The sequence below is a fragment of the Microbacterium yannicii PS01 genome, assembly GCF_000304335.1.
Lineage (GTDB): Bacteria > Actinomycetota > Actinomycetes > Actinomycetales > Microbacteriaceae > Microbacterium > Microbacterium yannicii_A.
Genome location: NZ_CAJF01000026.1, coordinates 39,696 through 60,469, shown reverse-complemented (window position 1 = coordinate 60,469; position 20,774 = coordinate 39,696). Strand labels below are relative to the sequence as shown.

The 20,774-nt window shown below is 69.6% G+C and carries 19 protein-coding genes and 2 pseudogenes; 8 read left to right on the top strand and 13 right to left on the bottom strand.

All coding sequences use genetic code 11. The features are described 5' to 3' along the window. Nucleotides 1–219: pseudogene (locus tag WYM_RS14325) on the bottom strand (hypothetical protein); the annotation flags it as partial. Nucleotides 220–291: 72 nt separating this feature from the next. On the opposite strand from WYM_RS14325, the gene WYM_RS14320 reads away from it, so the two are divergent. Then, nucleotides 292–954 carry a TetR/AcrR family transcriptional regulator gene (locus WYM_RS14320; protein WP_019181536.1) on the top strand — a complete coding sequence of 221 codons (663 nt, stop codon included), beginning with the start codon at nt 292–294 and terminating at the stop codon, nt 952–954. A 65-nt stretch (nt 955–1,019) separates the two neighbouring features. Then, complete coding sequence (locus tag WYM_RS21200) at nt 1,020–2,288, top strand: glycosyltransferase (protein WP_019181535.1); 1,269 nt, start codon at nt 1,020–1,022, stop codon at nt 2,286–2,288. A 76-nt stretch (nt 2,289–2,364) separates the two neighbouring features. Here the strand turns inward: WYM_RS21200 and WYM_RS14310 are convergent, their stop codons facing one another. Both WYM_RS14310 and WYM_RS14305 read right to left on the bottom strand, forming a co-directional pair. Then, on the bottom strand, nt 2,365–4,563 hold the full coding sequence (locus WYM_RS14310) for a DEAD/DEAH box helicase (RefSeq protein ID WP_019181534.1): 2,199 nt from the start codon (nt 4,561–4,563) through the stop codon (nt 2,365–2,367). A 479-nt stretch (nt 4,564–5,042) separates the two neighbouring features. Continuing rightward, nucleotides 5,043–5,342, bottom strand: coding sequence for a hypothetical protein (locus tag WYM_RS14305; RefSeq protein ID WP_019181533.1), 300 nt, complete (start codon nt 5,340–5,342; stop codon nt 5,043–5,045). On the opposite strand from WYM_RS14305, the pseudogene WYM_RS22545 reads away from it, so the two are divergent. Both WYM_RS22545 and WYM_RS14295 read left to right on the top strand, forming a co-directional pair. Beyond that, nucleotides 5,325–5,720, top strand: a pseudogene (locus tag WYM_RS22545) (hypothetical protein); the annotation flags it as partial. The gene WYM_RS14305 and the pseudogene WYM_RS22545 overlap by 18 nt on opposite strands. Before the next feature lie 209 nt (nt 5,721–5,929). Beyond that, nucleotides 5,930–6,556, top strand: a complete 627-nt coding sequence (locus WYM_RS14295; protein WP_019181531.1) for an antibiotic biosynthesis monooxygenase — start codon at nt 5,930–5,932, stop codon at nt 6,554–6,556. Between the two features lie 53 nt (nt 6,557–6,609). Here WYM_RS14295 and WYM_RS14290 read toward each other — a convergent pair whose 3' ends face one another. The 6 genes from WYM_RS14290 to WYM_RS14265 all read right to left on the bottom strand — a co-directional run bounded on the left by WYM_RS14290 (nt 6,610) and on the right by WYM_RS14265 (nt 13,658). Further along, complete coding sequence (locus tag WYM_RS14290; protein WP_019181530.1) at nt 6,610–10,437, bottom strand: efflux RND transporter permease subunit; 3,828 nt, start codon at nt 10,435–10,437, stop codon at nt 6,610–6,612. A gap of 94 nt (nt 10,438–10,531) precedes the next feature. After that, entirely contained in the window at nt 10,532–10,912 is a 381-nt protein-coding gene (crcB, locus tag WYM_RS14285; RefSeq protein ID WP_019181529.1) for a fluoride efflux transporter CrcB, read from the bottom strand. Then, on the bottom strand, nt 10,909–11,322 hold the full coding sequence (locus WYM_RS14280; RefSeq protein WP_019181528.1) for a fluoride efflux transporter FluC: 414 nt from the start codon (nt 11,320–11,322) through the stop codon (nt 10,909–10,911). The genes crcB and WYM_RS14280 overlap by 4 nt, the downstream gene beginning before the upstream one ends. 29 nt (nt 11,323–11,351) lie before the next feature. After that, a complete protein-coding gene (locus WYM_RS14275) occupies nt 11,352–12,320 on the bottom strand; it encodes a DNA topoisomerase IB (protein ID WP_019181527.1) in 969 nt (322 codons plus the stop codon). Between the two features lie 114 nt (nt 12,321–12,434). After that, complete coding sequence (locus WYM_RS14270; protein WP_019181526.1) at nt 12,435–12,701, bottom strand: DUF7218 family protein; 267 nt, start codon at nt 12,699–12,701, stop codon at nt 12,435–12,437. Nucleotides 12,702–12,752: 51 nt separating this feature from the next. Then, nucleotides 12,753–13,658 (bottom strand): SDR family oxidoreductase, encoded by a 906-nt coding sequence (locus WYM_RS14265; RefSeq protein ID WP_019181525.1) that lies wholly within the window; start codon nt 13,656–13,658, stop codon nt 12,753–12,755. A 213-nt stretch (nt 13,659–13,871) separates the two neighbouring features. On the opposite strand from WYM_RS14265, the gene WYM_RS21995 reads away from it, so the two are divergent. After that, nucleotides 13,872–14,036 carry a hypothetical protein gene (locus WYM_RS21995; RefSeq protein WP_019181524.1) on the top strand — a complete coding sequence of 55 codons (165 nt, stop codon included), beginning with the start codon at nt 13,872–13,874 and terminating at the stop codon, nt 14,034–14,036. A 94-nt stretch (nt 14,037–14,130) separates the two neighbouring features. On the opposite strand, the gene WYM_RS14255 is transcribed toward WYM_RS21995, so the two are convergent. After that, on the bottom strand, nt 14,131–14,913 hold the full coding sequence (locus WYM_RS14255; RefSeq protein ID WP_019181523.1) for a MerR family transcriptional regulator: 783 nt from the start codon (nt 14,911–14,913) through the stop codon (nt 14,131–14,133). 179 nt (nt 14,914–15,092) lie between these two features. Between WYM_RS14255 and WYM_RS14250 the strand changes: the two genes are divergently transcribed. Both WYM_RS14250 and WYM_RS14245 read left to right on the top strand, forming a co-directional pair. After that, the gene (locus WYM_RS14250) at nt 15,093–15,992 is read left to right on the top strand and encodes a DUF4097 family beta strand repeat-containing protein (RefSeq protein WP_019181522.1); all 900 of its coding nucleotides are present in this window, start codon (nt 15,093–15,095) and stop codon (nt 15,990–15,992) included. A gap of 2 nt (nt 15,993–15,994) precedes the next feature. Further along, nucleotides 15,995–16,603 (top strand): PadR family transcriptional regulator, encoded by a 609-nt coding sequence (locus WYM_RS14245; RefSeq protein WP_026059828.1) that lies wholly within the window; start codon nt 15,995–15,997, stop codon nt 16,601–16,603. 96 nt (nt 16,604–16,699) lie between these two features. On the opposite strand, the gene WYM_RS14240 is transcribed toward WYM_RS14245, so the two are convergent. Further along, nucleotides 16,700–17,239: a universal stress protein gene (locus tag WYM_RS14240; protein WP_019181520.1), complete on the bottom strand. Its 540-nt coding sequence runs from the start codon at nt 17,237–17,239 to the stop codon at nt 16,700–16,702. 215 nt (nt 17,240–17,454) lie between these two features. Between WYM_RS14240 and WYM_RS14235 the strand changes: the two genes are divergently transcribed. Next, nucleotides 17,455–17,649, top strand: a complete 195-nt coding sequence (locus WYM_RS14235) for a DUF3073 domain-containing protein (protein ID WP_019181519.1) — start codon at nt 17,455–17,457, stop codon at nt 17,647–17,649. Nucleotides 17,650–17,712: 63 nt separating this feature from the next. Here the strand turns inward: WYM_RS14235 and WYM_RS14230 are convergent, their stop codons facing one another. Together WYM_RS14230 and WYM_RS21195 are read right to left on the bottom strand one after the other, a co-directional pair. Then, nucleotides 17,713–18,960, bottom strand: a complete 1,248-nt coding sequence (locus WYM_RS14230) for an MFS transporter (protein ID WP_019181518.1) — start codon at nt 18,958–18,960, stop codon at nt 17,713–17,715. Nucleotides 18,961–19,247: 287 nt separating this feature from the next. Further along, nucleotides 19,248–20,681, bottom strand: a complete 1,434-nt coding sequence (locus tag WYM_RS21195; protein ID WP_019181517.1) for an HNH endonuclease signature motif containing protein — start codon at nt 20,679–20,681, stop codon at nt 19,248–19,250. Nucleotides 20,682–20,774: the final 93 nt, after the last annotated feature.

Genomic DNA, 20,774 nt, shown 5'->3' with positions numbered 1-20,774 from the left:
CCACTCGTAGACGACGACATCGACGCCGCGCCGGGTGAGCCCCGGAACGCGGATGCTGCGGCGACGGGCATTCCACATGGTCGCGGCCTCAGCAGGCTGCACCGGTCTCGGCGGCGAGACCTTGATGAACATCGGAAGCGCGACGGCGGCTCCGAGCCGCGGGGAGATCGTTCCCGCCGCGCGCACCGCGCCGCCGGCGAGAATTCTGGGAAGGTCCATGATGCTCCTGCTCGTCAAGTGTACGAACGATCGTACGTATGTATACGAACGATCGTACGGTAACCTGGGCCTGTGGCACAAGCATCGATCGACGGGCGTCGACTGCGAGGTGACGAGTCGCGTCGCGGCATCCTTGCGCACGCGGTCGACACCGCGTCGGTCGACGGTCTCGACGGGCTCACGATCGGACGGCTGGCCGATGCCGCGGGCCACAGCAAGAGCGGCGTTGCGACCCTGTTCGGCTCGAAGGAGCAACTGCAGCTGGCTGTGGTCGCGGCAGCGCGCGAGATCTTCATCGACACCGTGGTCGCGCCCGCCCGGGCCGAGACCGAGCGGGGGCTGTCGCGCGTGTGCGTGCTGCTCACCAACTGGCTCGACTACTCGCGGGATCGTGTGTTCCGCGGGGGCTGCTTCTTCGCGGCGACGTCCGTCGAGTACGACTCCAAGCCCGGCGCCGTGCGCGACGCGATCATCGCCGCGAGCTCGGAGTGGGAGGACTATCTCACCGCGAGCATCGAGTACGCGCTCGCAGCCGGTCAGCTGCCCGCGCTCGATGACGCCCGGCAGCTGACCTTCGAGTTCGTGTCGTTCCTCGAGGCCGCGAACACCCGATCCCTGCTGTACTCGAGTGCCGAGCCGTACGGGCGCGCGTCCACAGCTCTGCGCTCACGACTGCGGGCTCTCGGCGCCGAGCCCGGGCTCATCGCGGCGATCGGCATGCCGCGCGCAGTCTGATCCAGGCACGCTCCGCATTGCGGATCCTCTGTCCCCGAGACTCCGAGTGGGGCACGATGTCGTCCATGACCCGGTTCCTGCTTTCGGCGATGCCCTTCACCGGTCATGTCACGCCGTTGTGCGCGGTGGCGGCGGCCCTGGTGAACCGCGGCCACGACGTGCGGTTCTACACCGGAGCGGCGTTCCAGGCGAAGGTCGAGGCATCCGGCGCCCGCTTCGTCGGCTGGCAGGAGGCTCCCGACTTCGACGAGAACGACCTGTCGACGACCTTTCCCCGGCTGGTGGGGAGAAAGGGTCTTCGGCAGGTGTTCATCAATCTCGAGGACGTCATGATCGCGACCGCCCCGGCCCAGGCGCGCGACCTTGCCGCCGAGTTCGATCGCGAACCGTGGGATGCGATCGCCGCCGACGAGACGTCCGTGGGCGTCGTCGTGTTCGCCGAGTTGAGGGCCTGTCCGGCTGCCACGGTCGCGATTCTGCCCCTCAACATCGCCGTCACGCACGGCCCGCCGAGCGGGCTCGGTCTGACGCCGGGGCGCAACGTCGTCACGAAGAGCAGGGACGCACTGCTGCGGGCGGCCGTACCGCTCCTCAGTCGTCCGCTGACGGCACCGCTGGCCCGGGCGCGCGCCGAGGCGGGACTGCCCCCGGCGAACCTCACCTTCGAGAAGGCGGTCTTCTCCGCGCGTCTCGTCGTGGCGAGCGGATGCCCGCTTCTGGACTATGAGCGCCGCGGCCACCCTGACCGCGTGCGGTTCGTCGGGCAGCTGGCATCGCGTGCCGGGCCGGCGGATCTGCCCACGTGGTGGGGCGACCTCGACGGCCGCACGGTCGTGCACATCACGCAGGGCACGCAGAACATCGACCCCGCCGACCTGATCCGTCCGGCACTCGACGCCCTCGGCGATCGGGACGACCTGCTTCTGGTGGTCTCGACCGGCGTCCCTGGCCGCGACGAGCTGCCCTTCCCCGTGCCGTCGAACACGCGCGTCGGCGGGTTCCTGCCGTACGCAGAACTGCTGCCTCGCTCTGACGTCATGATCACCAACGGCGGCTGGGGCAGCACGCTCGCGGCCCTCGCCCACGGCATCCCGTTGGTCATCGCCGGTGGTGACCTCGACAAGCCCGAGATCGCCGCCCGGGTCGCGTGGGCGGGTGCGGGCGTGAACCTGCGCACAGGCACGCCGTCGTCCGCTCAGTTGGCGCGCGCGTTCGCGCGCGTCACCTCTGATCCGTCGTTCCGGGACGCGGCGGCCCGCGTCGCGACGCAGCTGAACTCTCTCGGCGGGGCGCCGCGCGCAGCCGAGCTGCTCGAGGAGTTCGCGGCCGCCTAGGTGTCTGCGGAGCCCGCCGAAAGTCGCTTCGGCGGGCTCGGCGGCCGCGTGGCTATGCGTGACCGCGCGTCGGGGGTCACTGCGCCTGGCGCAGCGACTCCACGACGTCGTCACCCGGACGGACCTCGTCGAACGGCGCGTCGATCTCGGCGCGCTCGAGCAGCTCGGTCATCTTGCGGCGGCGCTGGCGGGTGATGAGCGTCACCACGGTTCCCTGACGACCGGCACGACCGGTGCGACCCGAGCGGTGCAGATACGTCTTGTACTCGTCGGGGGCGTCGGCCTGGACCACGAGGTCGATGTCGTCGACGTGGATGCCGCGCGCGGCGACATCCGTCGCCACCAGCACCTGGACGCGGCCCGATGTGAGCCGCTCGAGGTTGCGCGTGCGCTTGGCCTGGTTGAGGTCGCCGTGGAGGGCGAGCGCACGGATGCCGGCATCGTCGAGCTGCTCGGCGAGCATCTCGGCGAACGCCCGCGTGCGGGCGAAGACGAGCGTCTTCCCGTCGCGGTCGACGAGAGACGTCAGGATCTCGGTCTTGTCGCGGTGGTCGATGACGAGCACTCGGTGATCGATCGTCCCGGAGTCCTGATCTTCGCCGGCGACCTCGTAGACGGCGGGCTCGACGAGGAACTCGTCGACCAGCGAGGCGACCTCGCGGTCGAGCGTCGCCGAGAACAGCAGCTTCTGGCTGCCGTCGGCCGTGTGACGGAGGATGCGCTGCACCGGCTCGAGGAAGCCGAGCTCGCACATGTGGTCGGCCTCGTCGAGCACCGCAATGCGGATCTCGGAGAGGTCGAGCTTGCCCTGATTGACGAGGTCCTCGATGCGCCCGGGCGTGCCGATGATGATGTCGACGCCCTTCTTGAGCGCGCCGACCTGGCGGCCCTGGGGCACGCCGCCGTAGATCTGCGTGGTGAACAGGCCCACGCTGCGGGCGATCGGCTGGATGGTGCGGTCGATCTGCAGCGCGAGCTCGCGCGTCGGCGCGAGGATCAGCGCCCGCGGAGAGCGACCGAATTCACGGCGCCCGCCTGCCTGCGAGCGCAGCACGCTCTCGACGAGCGGTGCGCCGAAGGCGATCGTCTTGCCCGAGCCGGTGCGGCCGCGGGCGAGCACGTCCTTGCCCTCGAGGATCGGCGTGATCGTCGCAGCCTGGATGGGGAACGGATGATGCGCCCCGAGGTCGACGAGGGTGCGGACGATGTTCTCGCCCAGGCCCAGGTCGCCGAACGTCACGTTCTCGACTTCGCCGGCCTGCACGGCTTCGGCCTGGAGCCGCTCGTGCACGACGTCTACGTGCGCTTCGTGGGCCGCGGTGCGAGCCGGGCGGTTCCAATCCGACCGATTGGGCGCGCTGTCGCGGCGAGGACGGTCGCTGCTCTCGCGGCGGGGACGGTCGTCGAACGAACGAGCCGGACGGTCATCCCGACGCGGCCGGTCGTCGAACGAACGAGCCGGACGGTCATCCCGACGCGGCCGGTCATCGAACGAACGAGCCGGACGATCATCCCGGCGCGGCCGGTCGCCGCTGTCGCGACGCGGACGGTCCTCGAACGAACGCGCCGGACGGTCATACGAGCGGGTGCCGCGGTCCGAAGACGAGGAGCGGCGGTCGTCGCCCCGGTAGGACGGACGCGCGTCGCCGAACGACCGACGGTTGTCGCGGTCGACACGGTCGAGCCGCGGGGCACCGGCATCGCGGGCACCGCGGTCCCCGGCATCCCGACGCGGCCGGTCATCGTATGAACGGGCGGAACGGTCATCCCGACGGGGACGGTCATCGTACGAACGAGCGGGCCGCTCATCGTACGAACGAGCCGGACGATCATCCCGGCGGGGACGGTCATCGTACGAACGAGCGGGCCGGTCGCCGTACGAGCGAGCCTGGCGGTCGTCGCGGCGGGGACGGTCGTCGTACGAGCGAGCGGGGCGGTCGTCGCGCCGAGGACGGTCGTCGTAGGAACGAGCAGGACGATCGTCGTACGAACGGGCCGGGCGGTCGTCCCGACGGGGACGATCGTCGTGTGCGTGCGTGCGGATGCCGCGTGCTTCGTCCCGGCCGACCTTCTCCTGCGCGCTCCAGCGACGCTTCGGGGCGGCATCCACGGATTCCACGCGGTGTCCGCGGTGCGTCGGGCTCTTGCTGCCCGGCTTGCCTTCCGAGGACTCCCCCGGACGGCGCTTGCGGTCCTGGTAGCTCGTCTTGGCGCCGTAGCGCGGCTCGAAGTTCTTGGCGGCGCGTCCGCCGGCGGGCTTCTTGTTCTTGGGCATGGGTGTCTTCCTGGGTTGTTCGCGAGAACAGCGCTCCGCAGAGGGCCGATGTGCGCGTCGCACACGGCAGGGAGTACCCGGACTACCGTCGGCCGGGGGCCATTCGATTGATGGTCGTCGAGGCGGAATCGCCCTGACCATCGGCCCCTTGAACTCACAAACCCATCCGCGTCACGCGGTGTCCAGAGCCGACTCTCTCCACCTTACCGGGCTCGTCTGCGTGGTCGCTGAGCGCGGCGAATCACATCCGACCAGCGCGTTCCCTGTTTAGGGCGATACTGTTTGACCAGCGGCTTGCCGCTGAACTGGGGAATTTTGTTGCCGTACGCGGCGGACCCTGGTGATGGGTCCGACTGGGGGACGGCTCGTCGCAAGGGGGTTCGCCCACAGAACCGATCGTGAATCGAATGTCTTCCGCGACCCTTTCCGACGCAGCAATCGCACCACCTTCTTCGTCGACCCTGCCCTTCGTCGAGCGCTCATCGGAGCCCGAGCACCGTGTCGTCACCGAGCCGCGGTCCGTTCTCACCTCGGCCGCGGATGCCGCCCACGTGGCGTTCGAGTCGGCCGCGCACGCCGCTTCCGACGCGGCTCACGTCGCCGCCGACGCCGCCCATGCGGCCTCGGAGGCCGTCGATGCGGCGCTGGATGCGGCGGCCACGGCCGTCCGTCATGCTGCCGCCGCGCATCGCGTCGGCCGCCTCGCGGTGCTTTCGCTGCCGCTGGGCGTCCTCCTGGCCGTGCTCACGACGCGCGACGGAATGTGGTGGAGCCTGCACTTCTCGCAGCTCGGGACGTATTCGGATTTCTCAGGTCGAGCCTTCAACGCCACCGTGCTCTTCTCGGGCTTCTTCCTCGCCGCCTATGGCGTCTTCGTCTCGCTCGCTCTGCCTGCTGCGACCGGCCGCCGCACGCGGCTGGCCTTCCGCGCCGCGATCGTCTCGGCAGGCCTGCACCTGACGGCGGTCGGTCTGGTGCCGATCCCGGTCAGCTCGGTGATGCACGACCTGATCGCAACCGGCCTGGGGCTGTCGTTCCTCGCGATCGTGTCGACGGGACTCGCCTTACCCGGCCGCAGCCGTCGGTTCCGTCGCGCGACGATGTTCTGTGTCTGCCTGCTCACGGTCGGGATGGTGCTGCTGACGGCAGGGTTCATCACGCTCGCGCTGTTCGAGTTCGTCGCGTTCGTCTCGATGGGCATCTGGCTGCTGTGCCTGCCGCGTGCGCTGTCGTATTCCTCCGCTGTCTCCCATGACGAGAGCGTGATGCCGCATCCCCGGACCGCACGACCGCGCCCGGCACGCGTGCTGCCGCGCCGTCCCGCGATCGTCGCCGCGTCAGGCCGCCCGCACTCGGTGACCCGAGAATGGACCACATGGCAGAACCCGTGGCCCACCCCATCACCGTCGCAATCGAACGACGCATCAACCCGTCCCGCACCGCCGAAGCCACGAGCTGGATGCAGGCCGGCACTGACCTCGCGACCGGATTCCCTGGCTTCCTCGGCTCGGGCTGGGTCCGCGCGGGCGAAGGAAGCGACCTCTGGTACATGCTCTACCGCTTCCGCGACATCCCGACGCTCGAGGACTGGGAGCAGTCGTCGCAGCGCGCGTGGTGGCTCGAGTCGGGCCGCGCTTTCGCGAGCGAGGTCCGTGTCGAGCGCCGCACCGGCATCGAAGGCTGGTTCGACGCCTCCTTCGCCACGGCCGTCGAGACTCGCACTCTCGGCGACGGGACGACGTCGACCGGCCCGATCCAGCAGCCCATCCCGGCCGCGCCGCCTCGGTGGAAGCAGGCCGTCACGATCTGGCTCGGCTTCTTCCCGACCAATCTGCTCGCGTCGTGGCTTCTCGGCTTCGTCCCGGGCTTCGGCGACTGGCCACTCGTCTTCCGCGTCCTTCTCGCGACGCTGCTGCTGACGCCCGTCATGACCTACGCGGTGCTGCCGTGGGTCACCAGGGCGCTCCGTCCCTGGCTGCAGCGCGCCGCCTGACGAGACCGGATGCCGGGGCCACCGGCATCCGTGATCCCCCGCGCCCTGCGGGCTCAGTCTTGCCGGTGCTCGTCCTGATCGTGCCCGTCGTGACCGTGCCCGTCGTGCCCGTGCCCGTCGTGACCGTGCCCGTCGTGACCGTGCCCGTCGTGACCGTGCCCGCTGTCCGGTTCCGCCTCGTCTGAGTCGGAGGCCGGCGCGACCCCGGATTCCGGCTCGGGCGCGTCCGCGGTCTCACCCTCGTGACCCGTCTCGGGCTCGGGCTCGCCGGTCTCGGCATCACCGGTTTCGGGGTCACCGGCGTCGGCCTGCGGCTCGGCAGGGCCGTCCGGGGCATCTTCGCGATCATCCGCCGACGCCTCGGGAACCGCGTCGATGACCGCCGGGCGGACATCGACCGGGGCCTCGGCCCGGGCCTCGGGCTCCGCCGCCTCGCGCGCACCGTCCGGTGCGCTCGCGTCGGAAGCGACCTCGACGTCAGGGGCCTGCTCGATCACGGGCTCATCGACCGCGGACGCCGCTGCCTCGGCACCGCGCTCGTCGCCGGCGTCGTTCCCGGCGCCGACCGGGACCTCCACATCGGGGCCCTCCTCGAGCGACGGCACGTCGGTGGTCGCGAGCACCGCCGCGCCGTTCAACTCGCGGGCGCGGCGCTCCCGGCGCGTCTCGAACGCGGCGGCCTCCGCTGCCGCGGCACCGGCTCCCACCGACATTGCGCCGACGAGCGCGGGCTCGGCCGCGGCATCCGTTCCGTCCGTCGATCCGCCATCCGGGCCGGCCGAGCCGCCATCGCCACCGTCGTCGCCGCGGCGACGGGCGCGACGCTCTTTCGCACCCTCGACCAGGTTGTAGAGCGTCGGCAGCACCAGCAGTGTGAGCACGGTCGACGACACCAGGCCCCCGATCACGACGATCGCGAGCGGCTGCGAGATGAACCCGCCGCTGCCCGTGATGCCGAGCGCCATGGGGGTCAGCGCGAAGATCGTCGCGAGCGCCGTCATGAGGATGGGCCGCAGACGGCGGGCGCCACCCGCGATCGTGGCGTCGTGCGCCGACAGACCCTTCTCGCGGTACTGGTTCACGAGGTCGACGAGCACGATCGCGTTCGTCACCACGATGCCGATCAGCATCAGCACGCCGATGAGCGACGCGACACCGAGCGGCACGCCGGTCGCGATCTGCAGCAGGATCGCGCCGGTCGCCGCGAACGGCACCGACACCAGCAGCAGCAGCGGCTGGCGCAGCGACTTGAACGTCGCGACCATCACGATGTACACGATGAGGATCGCTGCCAGCAGCGCGAGGCCGAGCTGCGAGAACGAGTCCTGCTGCTGCGAGACGACCCCGCCGAGCGACGCGTCGGCCGAAGCGGGCAGGTCGGCGTCCTCGAGGGCGAGCGTCACCGTCGAGGTCGCCGCCGCGAGGTCGTCGGTCGAGGGCGTCACGGCGACGGTGGCCGTGCGCTGGCCGCCTTCGGTCGTGATCGACGCGGGACCTTCGCTCTCTTCGACGGTCGCGATCTCCTCGAGGGCGACGGGGCCCGCCGCCGTCGGGATCTGCAGCTGGCGCAGCTCGTCGATCGTCGCCGGGGTCTGCGACGCGGCGAGGTAGACCGTGAGCGACGTGTCGTCGATCTCGACCGTGCCGATCGACTGCGGCTGCATCGTGTTCGAGACGATCGCACCGACCGCGACCTCCGACAGGCCGCGGGCGGCGGCGGCATCGCGATCGACGACCACGGCGATGTAGGGAAGGGATGCCGAGAGGTTGCTCGTCACCTGGCCGATGCCCTCCGAGCCGTCGACCGCGGCGACGACCGCGTCGGTCGCCTCCTGCAGCGTCGAGGAGTCGGGCGCGGTGACGTCGATCTCGATGTCGCTGGACCCGAAGCCGCCGCCCGAGGCGGCGACCGTGACCTCGCCGACGTCCTCCAGGTCGGCGACCGCCGCCTGCACGTCCTCGCGCAAGGCGACCTGGTCGACGTCGGGATCGGTCGTGATCGAGTAGGTGATACCGGCGCCGCCGCCGGAGAACGCGTCGCGGAGCGGCGAGCCGCTCGAGCCGATCGACACCTGGACGGTCTCGACGCCGTCGACGCCGATGAGGGCCTCCTCCACCTTCTGGGCGGCGGCGTCCTCGGCGTCGAGGCTCGGCGACGGGCCGATGTCCTGCGTGACCGTGAGCGTGTTCTGCCCCGAGTCGCCCAGGAAGTTCGTCTTCATCAGCGGCGCCGCTGCAACGGTGCCTGCGAGCACGAGAACGGCGAGCAGCAGCGTCACCCACGAATGCCGCAGCGTCCACCGCAGGACCGGGAGGTAGCCCTTCTGCAGACGTGAGGGCGGGGCGTCGGGGGCCTCCGGATCGATCTGGGTGCCGTTCGCGTCCAGGAGCGGCTTGCCCGGGCGCAGGAACCAGTACGCCAGCACCGGCACGATCGTCAGCGCGACGAGCAGCGAGGCGAGCATGGCGATCGTGACGGTGAGCGCGAACGGCCGGAAGAGCTCACCGGTGATGTCGCCCACGAACGCGATCGGCAGGAACACCGCGACCGTGGTGATCGTCGACGAGGTGATGGCGGTCGCGACCTCGCGGACGGCCAGCTTGATCGAGGCGAGCTTGTCGGCATCGCCGACGTAGTGCCGCTTGATGTTCTCGATCACGACGATCGAGTCGTCGACGACGCGACCGATCGCGATGGTCAGCGCGCCGAGGGTCAGGATGTTCAGCGAGTAGCCGAACGCCTGGATGCCGATGAAGGTGATGAGCACGCTCGTCGGGATCGAGATCGCCGTCACCAGCGTCGCGCGCACCGAGAGCAGGAACACCAGGATGACGAGCACTGCGAAGACGAGACCCAGCAGACCCTCGACGGCCAGGGTCTCGATCGACTGCTCGATGTAGGGAGCCTGGTCGAAGACGACCGTGAACGTCGCGCCGTCGAGCGAGTCCTCGAGCGACGGAAGGAGGTCGAGCACGCCGTGTGAGACCTCGACCGTGTTCGCCGCCGGCAGCTTGGTGATGGCGATGGTGAGCGCCGGCTCGCCGTCGACACGTGAGATCGAGGTGACGGGGTCGGCCTCCTGCGTGACGGTCGACACGTCTCCGACCGTCACCTCGCCGGCTGCGAGCTGCTCGGCCGACGTCGGCACGAGAGGGAGCGCGGCGATGTCGTCGGCGCTGGTCAGCTTCGCACCGGTCTGCACGGTGAGCGTCTGATCGTTCTCGGTGATGTCGCCACCGGGGAAGAGCACGCCGTTCTGCTCCATGGCGTCGGTGATGGCCTGCTGGCTGAAGCCCGACTCGGCAAGCCGCGCCTGATCGGGCGTGATCGTGAGCCGCTGGCCGACGCCGCCCACGATGGAGGCGGAGTTGACGCCCTCGACGTCTTCGAGATCGGGGATCACCGAGGACTCGAGCTGAGACTGGACCGTCGCCTCGTCGTCGTAGCCGGTGACGGCGAGCTGGATGACGGGGAAGTCGTCGATGCTCGCCGACAGCACCGACGGATCGACGCCTTCGGGCAGCTGGCCCTCGATGCGGTTGATGGCCTGCAGGATCTTCTGCTCGGCCGTCGCGAGATCCGTGCCGTAGGTGAAGGACGCCTGGATCACGGAGGCATTCGTCGTGCTGGTCGCCGTCGTGGACTCGAGCCCCGCCACCCCCTGGATGGCGGTCTCGATCGGAGTCGACACGTCGTTGTTCACGACCTCGGGCGACGCGCCCGGATACGTCGAGACGACGATCAGCGCCGGGAACTCGATCGAGGGGATCAGCTCCTGCTTCAGGCTCGTCAGCGCGAGCCCGCCGAAGACGGCGGCCACGATCGTGATGAGCGCGATGAGCGCGCGGTTCTTGAGACTCAGGACGGCGAGGTTCGACACGGCTGCCTTCGCTGGGAAAGTGGTGCTGTGGATGCGGGAGCCCGCGACGATACGGGAATGTATCGGTTTCAGTATTCCATGCCGGGATCTGGAGTCAGCCGCCCGCGATCCACCCGCCCGCGGCGATGCCGAGCGCGGCGCCGGCAACGGCGAGCGCGAGCGTTCCGAAGAGGTTGGCCGCGGCATCCCGCCACCGCCGCTGCTCGGCGAGCAGCACGCTCTCCACCGAGACGGTGCTGAAGGTGGTGTAGCCGCCGAGAAGGCCCACGCCGATGGCGAGCGCCGGCTCCGGCGCGATCGCCGTTCCGAGTCCCGTCAGCAGACCGAGCACGAACGAGCCCGACACGTTCACGACGAGGATCCCCACCGGGAATCGCCCGCCCGTCGACGGCGTGAGCAGGCGGTCCAGCCAGTAGCGCAGCCCCGCGCCGAGACCTCCCGCGACCGCGATCACGAGCAGCAGCCAGGGCCTCACTCGGCGTCCTCCGGCGCGTCGGTGACGAACGGGCGCCGGCTGATCCGGCGTCCCACGAAGAGCCCGGCCACGGCTCCGGCCACGCCTGCGACGACGGATGCCGCGGCCAGCCCCAACGCGAGCCAGGGAGTCGTGAGCCAGGCCGCCGTCTCGACCGCGAACGCGCTGTAGGTGGTGAAGCCGCCCAGCAGACCCGTGCCGAGGAACGCGCGGCGGCGCGGATGCCGCTCGCCGAGCCACCCGACGACGACGCCGAGCAGCAGCGATCCGACGGCGTTGATCGCGAGGGTCACCCACGGCACCGTTGCGGCGTCCTCCATCGGCACGACGATCGCGGCTCTCGCCAGCACGCCGAGCGTGCCGCCGGCCACGACGTACCCGAGGGTGCGCTGGTCGACCGGCTGCGGCATCCCCTCACGCTACCCGCGGGAAGGTCGGGTCAGCGGCCGGGCTGCAGCAGCTGGCGGATCGCGGACTCGGGCGCGATCGTGAGATCGAGAAGCCTGCCGTCGCGGTAGCGCGTGAAGACGCGCGGATCGATGTACGACCCCCGCGCGACCGAAGGCGTGTTGCCCAGCGCTTCAGACGTCACGCGCACGGCGAGCGCCTCGGCGCGCTTTCGGTCGCGATCGGTGTCGACGGTGCCGATGCGCGCCAGGGCCTCGGCCGCGAGGATCGTCCCTCGCAGCGTGCGGAAGTCCTTAGCCGTGAACTTCTGCCCCGTGAGCGACCGGACGTACTCGTTGACCTCGGGACCCGTCAGGGGCACGCGCTTGCGTCCACGAGACCAGGCGAGCAGCGGCGAGCGGGGTCGGCCGATGATGAGCACCTCCATGGAGCGGGCCAGGTCCTCGTCGTCGATCTCGAGGCGCTGACGCTGCCCGCTCTTCCCCGGGAACGACAGGGTCACGAGGGCGCCGTCCACGGTGGCGTGCCGCCGCTGCAGCGTGGTCAGGCCGCGGCTCCCGTGGCGCACGAGATATCGCTCGGCCCCGATCCGGGGCGCGGCCTGGTCGAGAAGCCGGAACGAGACGGCGAGCACGTGCTCACGATCCAGCGAGGAGTGCCGGAGCAGCGTCGTCACCCTGGCTCGCGCGCGGGGCAGGGCCTCGGCGAGGGCGAGCGCGCGGGCGAACTTCCCACGGTCGCGGCTGGCCGTCCACGCGGGATGGTAGACGTACTGGCGGCGGCCGGCGTCGTCGATGCCCACCGCCTGGATGTGGCCGTCGGGCCTGACACTGATCCACACGTCGTCCCAGGCGGGAGGGATCACGAGCTCGCGAATGCGCTCGAGGTGACGCTTCGGTGGCGTCTTCCCCTTGGCGTCGAGGTAGCGGAACCCCTCCCCGGCCCGCGCACGGCGGAAGCCGGGATCGTCATACGGGCGTACGCGCGCGAGTCTCGGCATCCGTCCCCTCCTTCTCGTTTCCTGCACGGCAGCTGAGCCTGTCGAAGCGCCCTTCGACAAGCTCAGCGGGCCGACGTGGCCCAGTGTTCGAGCAGACTCAGTGCCTGCGCGGCGTCAGTGCTTGCGCAGCATCGAGATCAGCTCGGACTTCTTCTTGCCCGAGTATCCGCTCAGGCCGAGCTCCTTCGCGCGCTTGCGCAGCTCGGGCACGGTGCGGTCGTCATAGTCGGCGGCGCTTCCGCCGCGACTGCCGACCTTCTTGCGGCCCTGACCGGCAGCGGCGTTGGATATGCGCGCCGCCTTCTCCTTCGACGCCCCGTCCTCGCGGAGCTCTTCGTACATGTCGCGGTCCTTCAGGTTCGATCCGCGTCCTTTCGGCATCTCCCGCTCCTTCCTTCTCTCATCCGCGTGTGCGCGGACGACGCATTCGCGTCAGAGTCCCTTGCCCCCCGTCACAGGCAGGATGGCGCCCGATACGAAGGACGCGTCCTCGCTCGCGAGATAGACGTACGCGCCCGCGAGCTCGGCCGGCTGGCCCGCCCGTCCGAGCGGTGTGTCTTGTCCGAACGTCTCGAGACGCTCGGCGTCCCAGCCGGTCGCGGGGATGAGCGGCGTCCAGATCGGCCCGGGAGCGACGCCGTTCACGCGGACGCCCTTCGAACCGAGGTCCTGTGCGAGCGCCTTCACGAAGGCGACCTGAGCCGCCTTCGTCATCGCGTAGTCGATGAGACCCGGCGAGGGGTTGAACGCCTGGATCGAGGTGGTGACGATGAGCGACGACCCCGGCTGCAGGTGAGGGATCGCGGCGCGCGCCGTGAACAGCTGCGCGTAGATGTTCGTGCGGAACACGCGATCGAACTCCGCCGTCTCGAGCTTGTCGACGCCGTCGCGGTCCTTCTGGTAGGCCGCGTTCAGCACGAGGATGTCCAGACCGCCGAGCTCCGAGACCGTGCGATCGACGATGTCGGTCGCGAATCCCTCGTCTCGCAGGTCGCCCTCGAGCGCGAGTCCCTTCGAGCCGGCCTCGGTGATCCAGCGGACCGTCTCATCGGCATCCTCCTGTTCCTCCGGAAGATGCGTGATCGCGACATCGGCGCCCTCACGTGCGAAGGCGATTGCGACGGCGCGGCCGATTCCCGAGTCGCCGCCGGTTATGAGCGCGCGCCTGCCGCTCAGCCGGAGCGCTCCGCGATAGGAGCGCTCCCCGTGGTCGGGATCGGGCTGCATCGGTTCGGTGAGACCCGGCTGCTCCTGTTCCTGAGACGAGAACCCTTCCGAGTGGTGCTTCTCGGTCGGGTCCGTGGGTGCGGCGCCGTCGGTCGGCTCAGATGTGGTCATGACGCGACGCTACGACTGGCCGCGGCCCCCTTCACAGGGCTTGACATCGCCGCGAACCGTCTCTAGCTGAGTAAACGCTGTGTGACCTATCACCGCCGCGGGAATGTCGTCAAGCCCCTACGCTCGGCCTTGCGCGGGTGCCACTCTCGGTATGTGCCCAAGAGGCATCCGGTGCGCTACCCCGCGCATCGGCGAAGGAGAAGGAGAACCTCCATGAACCTCGCCCTCATCATCATCATCGTCGTCGCTATCGTTCTCGCGATCGTCGGCGGATTGAACTCCGCGCTGAGCTGGCTCCTGTGGGTGGCACTCATCGTCGGTGTCATCGCACTGATCGCGTTCCTGTTCCGAGTCATCAGCGGCAGCCGCCGAACCTGACGCACTGCCGCATCTCGGAATGAATGAACGGATGCCGCGGCCATGTCGGCCGCGGCATCCGTTCGTCTTTGCGTCTAGAGACTCGCCTCCGCGTCTAGAGGTTCGCCTCCGCGTACACGCGCAGGGCGTCACGCACGAACTCGGCTCCGGCGCTGCCGCCCTCGCTCGTCGAGTAGTTGGCCCCGAAGCGCGGGTCCGCCACGTACATCTCGCCCAGCCCGATGACGTACGCCTTCACGTCTCCACCGGGGACCGCCGCCGGCGTGCCCGGCACGCCGGTCAGCCACTCGACGTGACGACGAGCCAGCGTCTGCGCCTGCTCGCCGTCCGCCGGAATGCCCGCCTCGGCGGCGGCGATCCAGTCGCGTCCCAGGTCTGACACCTGCTGCTGCCAGGCGGCCTTCTCGTCGGCACTCATCGAACGCCACCAGCGGTCGCTGTCGGCGTACGCCTTCGTGCCCCAGCGCTGCTCGACCTCATCCTTGTACTGCGTATGGTCGAAGCCGTCGAACATGTTCTCTGCCATCAGTCGCTCATCTCCTCTCAATGCACTGATCGTGGTCTCGACCGACGCGATCTGCCGCGCCAGCCGGTCCTGCTCCTGTCGCAGCCACGCGAGGTGGCTCTCGAGGGCGTGTGCTTCCGAGCTCTCGCGCTGGAGCACGTCCTTGATCTGCGGCAGGCCGAGTCCGAGCTCACGCAGCAGCAGGATGCGCTGCAGTCGCACGAGCGCGGACCGGTCGTAGTAGCGGTAGCCGTTATGGCCGACGCTCGACGGCGAGAGCAGTCCGACGTCGCCGTAGTGGCGCAACGTGCGGCTGGTGGTGCCGGCGAGCTTCGCGATCTGCTGGATCGACCACTCCTGATCGCTGTTCATGCCGCCTCCTTCTTCTCTTCGTCGTGCTGACCACGTTAGATCTTGACGTTGTGTCAAGGTCAATCCGCGATCAGGGAACTACCAGGCAGATTCCCATGACGAAGTCGCGATATATCGTGTTACTGTGGCGGCACGCGATATATCGCGTCACCCCATACCCCGAAACAGGAGAAGCAGCCATGGCCCTGGAGAAGTGGATCATCCATCCGGGCGAGACGCGCGTCATCGACATCGAGACCGTGCGTTCGCTCAAGGTCGGCCTCGTCGGAGGTCAGATCGACGTCATCGCCCACGACGAGCCCGGCGCCCGCATCGAGGTCCACGGCGTCACCATCAAGGATCTGCGGATCGAGATGAACGGCGACACCGTCGAGATCGACCACCCGCAGCTGCGGTGGGACAACTTCCTCGAGGTATTCCGCAACTTCGGCTCGGGCGGTCCCCGTGCCGAGATCAGCGTCGCGGTTCCCCGATCGGTCGCGCTGAACCTCGGCGTGGTGAGCGCGAGCGCACTCGTCGCCGGCCTGCAGAACGACACCCGCCTCAACACCGTGTCGGGCGACATCATCGTCGACGGCCTCACCGGCGACCTCACCGTCAACGCGGTCTCGGGCGACGTGCAGGTGCGCGAGCTCGTCGGCGCGCTGAGCGCGAACAGCGTCTCGGGCGACGTCGCGGCGACCGGAAGACTGCGCAAGGCGACGATCGATACCGTTTCGGGCGCGATGCTCGTCGACTCGGGCGGCGACATCCACTCCGTGAACCTCAACTCCGTCAGCGGCAGCGCGACGGTGCGCCTCGACGACGGGTACCCCGCGAACTACGTGGTCCGCAGCGTGAGCGGTCGCGTCCAGGTGGACGGCGCCGTGCACTCTGGGCGCGGCACCGGACCGACGACCAACTTCGCCGGCTCGGTGGGCGAGCTCAGCGGCAGCTTCGCCGATGTGCGCGTGAACACCGTGTCCGCCGGCGTCACCGTCCTGCGCCGGCCTGCCGGCAGCACGCCGGTCGCGACGGATGCCTCCTCGCCCGCCGTCGACTCGTCTGCCGGCGTCGACTCTGCAGAAGAGGAGTGGTGAACATGACCCCGGTCTTCTCCCACGGCGACCTCCGCCTGTACCTGCTGAACCTCCTCGATGAGGGTCCCCGTCACGGCTACGACATCATGCAGGCGCTGTCGGACCGCACCGGCGGCACCTACACGCCGAGCGCCGGCACCATCTACCCGCGCCTGGCCAAGCTCGAAGAGGAGGGGCTCGTGACCAAGAGTGTCGACGGTCGCAAGACCGTGTACTCGATCACCGACGCGGGACACGCCGAAGTCGCCTCGCGCGCCGGCGACCTCGAAGGCATCGAGGCCGGGCTCGCCGACTCGGTGCGGCTCATCGCCGACGAAGTGCGTGGCAGCGTCCGCGAAGCGATGCGGAGCCTTCGCGCCGATCTCGCCGCGGCGACGGCCGACCAGCGGGCTCAAGCCAAGCAGACGGTGCGCGACGACGACCCGCGGGTCTTCGCTCGCGAGCAGCTGCAGCGCGCCGACGCGGCGGTGAACGAGTTCCGCGCCCGTGTCCGCAGCGACCTGCGGACGCACGTGGCCCGCGGAGGAGAGCTCGCCTCCTCGATGGTGGACGACCTGACCTCGGAGCTCGACCGCATCGCTCGGGACGTCACCCGCTCCCTGCGCGGCTGAGCTCTCACCCGCCCGCCCCTCGCCGCGCCCGCATCCTGCGGGGATCCCTCGGGATTCTCGCGGGGTGCGGCTGTGTCGCGGCCGCGCCCGCGGCGCTCAGGCCGGCCAGATCTCCTCGTCGTCGGGCACCGGCTCGCCGAGCGGCACCACGAGGATCGGCCGGTGCTGGCGGTGTGCGAGTCGCGCGCCGACCGACCCGGTGAAGAACTCGCGGATCGACTCGCCGATGCCGCGCTTGCGCGTGCCCACGACGATGAGGCGCGCGTCGATCTTGTCGGCGAAGTGCTTGATCGCCATCGCAGGGTCGCCGACGAGCTGACGCACGGTCCACGACAGTCCGGATTCCTGAAGAGCCGATGCCGCGGCATCCTGCACCTTCGTCAGCTCCCCTTCGCCGGCGGCGATGTTCAGATCGATGGGGGCGGAGTGCACGTAGCCGTCCGGATCCTCGTAGGTGACGAACCGCGTCACATCGACGTGGACGACGGCGAGCGGCACGTGGAGGACCTTGGCGTATTTCGCGGCCTCCTTCAGGACGCGCAGGGGCTGGTCGGGGATGATGCCCACGACCACCGCCCCGTGCAGGTTCTCGTCGTCGAGCGAGCCGCTCACAGCTTCGGATGCCTCATCGGCCATACGTCCGCACTCCTGTTCGGATCCGTGCTCTGCCCGAGTCTTCCGCTGGCGCCCTTCGGGCTCGGCGCACTTGCTGCCGGGGGCCGCCGGGTAGGGGGCTCCGTGTTATTCTGAATGCTACTCTTACCGGTTCGAAGCCGGATTCGTGAATGCCCGGGATTGCGGCGGCCGATTGCCCGCCTGCAGCCCGCGACTCAGATATGAGGGGGTCTCGCATGGGGCGTGGCCGTCAGAAGGCGAAGCACACCAAGATCGCCCGAGAGCTGAAGTACGACACGTACAACGTGAACTACTCGGCGCTCGAGCGCGAGCTCGGCCATCCCAGCGACGACGCGTACGTCGACAAGTGGGCGGACGAGTACAAAGACGAAGACGAGGACGAAACCTCGGCCGTATCGTCGCAGGCGTAACTTCCGCGAACTCTCGACGCAGCGACGCCGCCTGTCGGCGCGCGTCTCAGACGGACGGATGCCTCACCAGGCGCCGTGACGTCGCTCCCAGTCGTCCTCGATGGTGTGCGGCCGCGCCGCGATCACTCCGGCGGGGATCGCCGCCGCGACGACCACGGCGAACACGATGAGCGGACCGGTCCACGAGTCCGTCGCGTCGTGCAACAGACCGATGCCGATGGGGAAGAGCGCCGCGATCGCATAGCCGCCGCTCTGGACGAAACCGCTGAGCGCGACAGCGCCCTCATGCGTGCGGGTGCGCAGACTCAGCAGCACGAGGATCATCGGGAACAGCAGCGGCGTCGCACCGAACAGCGCCACCCAGAGCCAGGGCGCGGAGGCTGGCGCGAACAGCATCCCCGCGATGCCGGCGAAACCGGTCACGACCGCGACGCCGAACAGCAGGCGCGTCGCGTTCCACCTCGTCACGATCAGCGGCACGACAAGTGACGCCGGCAGGCCCATGAAGCCGAAGAGCGAGAGCAGCACACCGGCGACGGCGGGCGTGACCCCGGCGATGTCGACCAGCATCTTGGGCAGCCACGCGAACGCGGTGTAGGCGAGGGTGCTCGAGACCGCGAACCCCACGAGCAGCGCCCACGCGAGCGGAATCCGCCACATGCGCCCGAGGACGCGCGGGTTCGCCTCCTCGATGTCGTTGCTCTCGTGTTCTGCGACCGAACGCTCGAACGACGCCCGCCGGACGGACAGTCCGATCCAAGGGACGGCGGCCGCGAGGGCGAAGACGGCCCACATCCCCAGCGAGACATGCCAGGTCGAGGCATCCGCCACCGGCACGGCGAGGAGGGGCGGCACGAACGTCGCGACGGCCATCGTCGTCGAGAAGACCGTCGTCATGAGTCCGACGCGATCCGGGAAGTAGCGCTTCACGAGCGGTGGCATCAGGATGTTGCCGGTGCCGACGGCGGCGAAAACGAGGGCCGTGCCCGCGAGGAGCAGACCGGAGTTCGGGGCCAGGCTCCGTGCGATCAGTCCCAGGGCGACGATCAGCATCGCGGCGACGGCGAGCCGCTCGAGCCCGAACCGGCGCTCGAGCGCGGGCGTGAGCAGGCCGAACACCGCGTAGCAGACCGGCGGCGCCGTGCCGATGAGACCGATGACCGTCGCCGGCAGCTCGAAGTCGGCGGCGATGTGGTCGAACAGCGGAGACAGCGACGCCACGGCAGAGCGCAGCGAGAACGCGAAGACCACGATGCCGACGAGGGCGAGTGCCCTCCCCTGCCACAGCGGACGGGCGGGGGCGGGATTCACTCCCCAAGCCTATGGGGCGGGTGGAGGTGCCGGCCGCCGCGAAGCGAGCGCCGTCCTGTGCTCACGGCCGCCCCGGAGCACACGCGGATGAGCGACTCGAACCGGGTCGCGCTCTGGTACTTCCAACAGACCGAGTCCACGTAGTCCGTCCTTGCCAGCGAGCTGCTCGTCGTCGAGAACGACTCGATCGTCGAGATCCGTCTCGCATTCGACCGGCTCGGCGACGCCCCCGCCGGCAGTGGGCCGGACGACCACTGACTTTCCGGCAGCTATCGCGACACGCACGATCAGGTGCGCAGTGCGATGTCGTCGTGTCTTCGGGTGGGCGATGTGGTGCTGGGCCGCCATCGGCCGGACGGGTCCCACCAGGTAGGTCCGCGCACTTCGGGAACGCCTTGATTCATGCGGATCTTCCAGCCGCCGGTGTCGATGGTGCGATGGTGGAACCAGCACAGCAGCGCGCCGTTGTCGGTATGCGTCGGCCCGCCGCGGGCATGTTCGTCGACATGGTGGATCTCACACCACTCGGCTGGGACATGACAGCCCGGGATGACGCAGCCGCCGTCGCGAAGCACGATCGCCTTGCGCTGGTGGTGGTTGAAGATGCGGTCCAGGGTGCTGATGGAGACGATCCGGCCGTTATCGGCAAGCACCACTCGTTGTATCGCGCCGGCGCATGCGACGTGCCGAGCTGCGGCGATCGATACCGGTTCGTGGCAGCCGCTGACGTGCGCGAATCCGGCTCGCGATGCCAGATCTTCCTCCCGCACGGAGACGATGAGCGTAGGGGCGGCTCCGCCGAGGGCCGGCAGCGTCCCGGATGCTGCGGCCGCCGTCAGCAGCACCGCCAACGCGTCGTGCTGCTTCTGCGCCCGAGTCCGGTCGTCGGCGGCTGCCTCGTCCGGCGCCTCGGAGTCAGACGCGTCGGCCTGGTCGATGAATCGAGGGCCGGTGACGGGGACTCCGTCGACTCTTGGGCTGAGGACGCTGTCGAACTCGCGCTGCAGCTGTGCCGCGACCTCGGGGAGCAGGTCGCCACGCACCGGAATCAGCCCGTCCGCGCGTGCCCGTCCCATCATGAACCCGCGCTTGCGGAGTGCGATCGCGTCGCGAGGTTCGGCGCCGTCCTGATCCAGGTACGTCGCCCACACCGTGGCGAGCGCCCGCAGCTCATCCGCGCACGCCGGGGGTGCAGCATCCGCTCCCTCCCCCGTCGCGGCCGCAGCGAGCTCCTCATCGGCCGCCAGCATCTGAGCTCGTCCGATCGCGCATCCTCGGAACGCCCCCGCCACCGCGACCACCCCATCGACACCCACCTCGCCGGCTCTGAGGGCGGCCCGCATCCCGGGGAAGCCAGCCGGGAGCACTTCACCGGTCGACAGCGACACAGGTCGTCCCACCGCTTCGGCGGCCGCGACCACATCACCCGCCGACTTACGTGCGAGCCGGGCGGCTCGCTGGATGAGCTCACCGACGTTGCGGCACCCATGCCGCGCGGTGAGCCGGTCCGGATAGGGCTGCTGCTGGTCGCGGTCCACGATCTGCGCGACCGCCTCGGTCATCAGCGCATCCGCACCGCGCCGTATCCGTCCCGCCGCGGCCAGCACAGCCAGCACATCGTCGTCGGACGCCCGAGCCAATCCGGCGTCATCGAAAGCCGCCTGGACGAGGGCGACAAGCGCATCACCGAGCCGCTCAAGGGTGTCGGCGGGGTTGCTCATACCCCCATTGTGGTCCTGGCCACCGACATCCAACTTCCCAGATCAGAGCGCGAAACCACTCTGTGGAGAACCCGTCCCGACGCCGCTGGACCG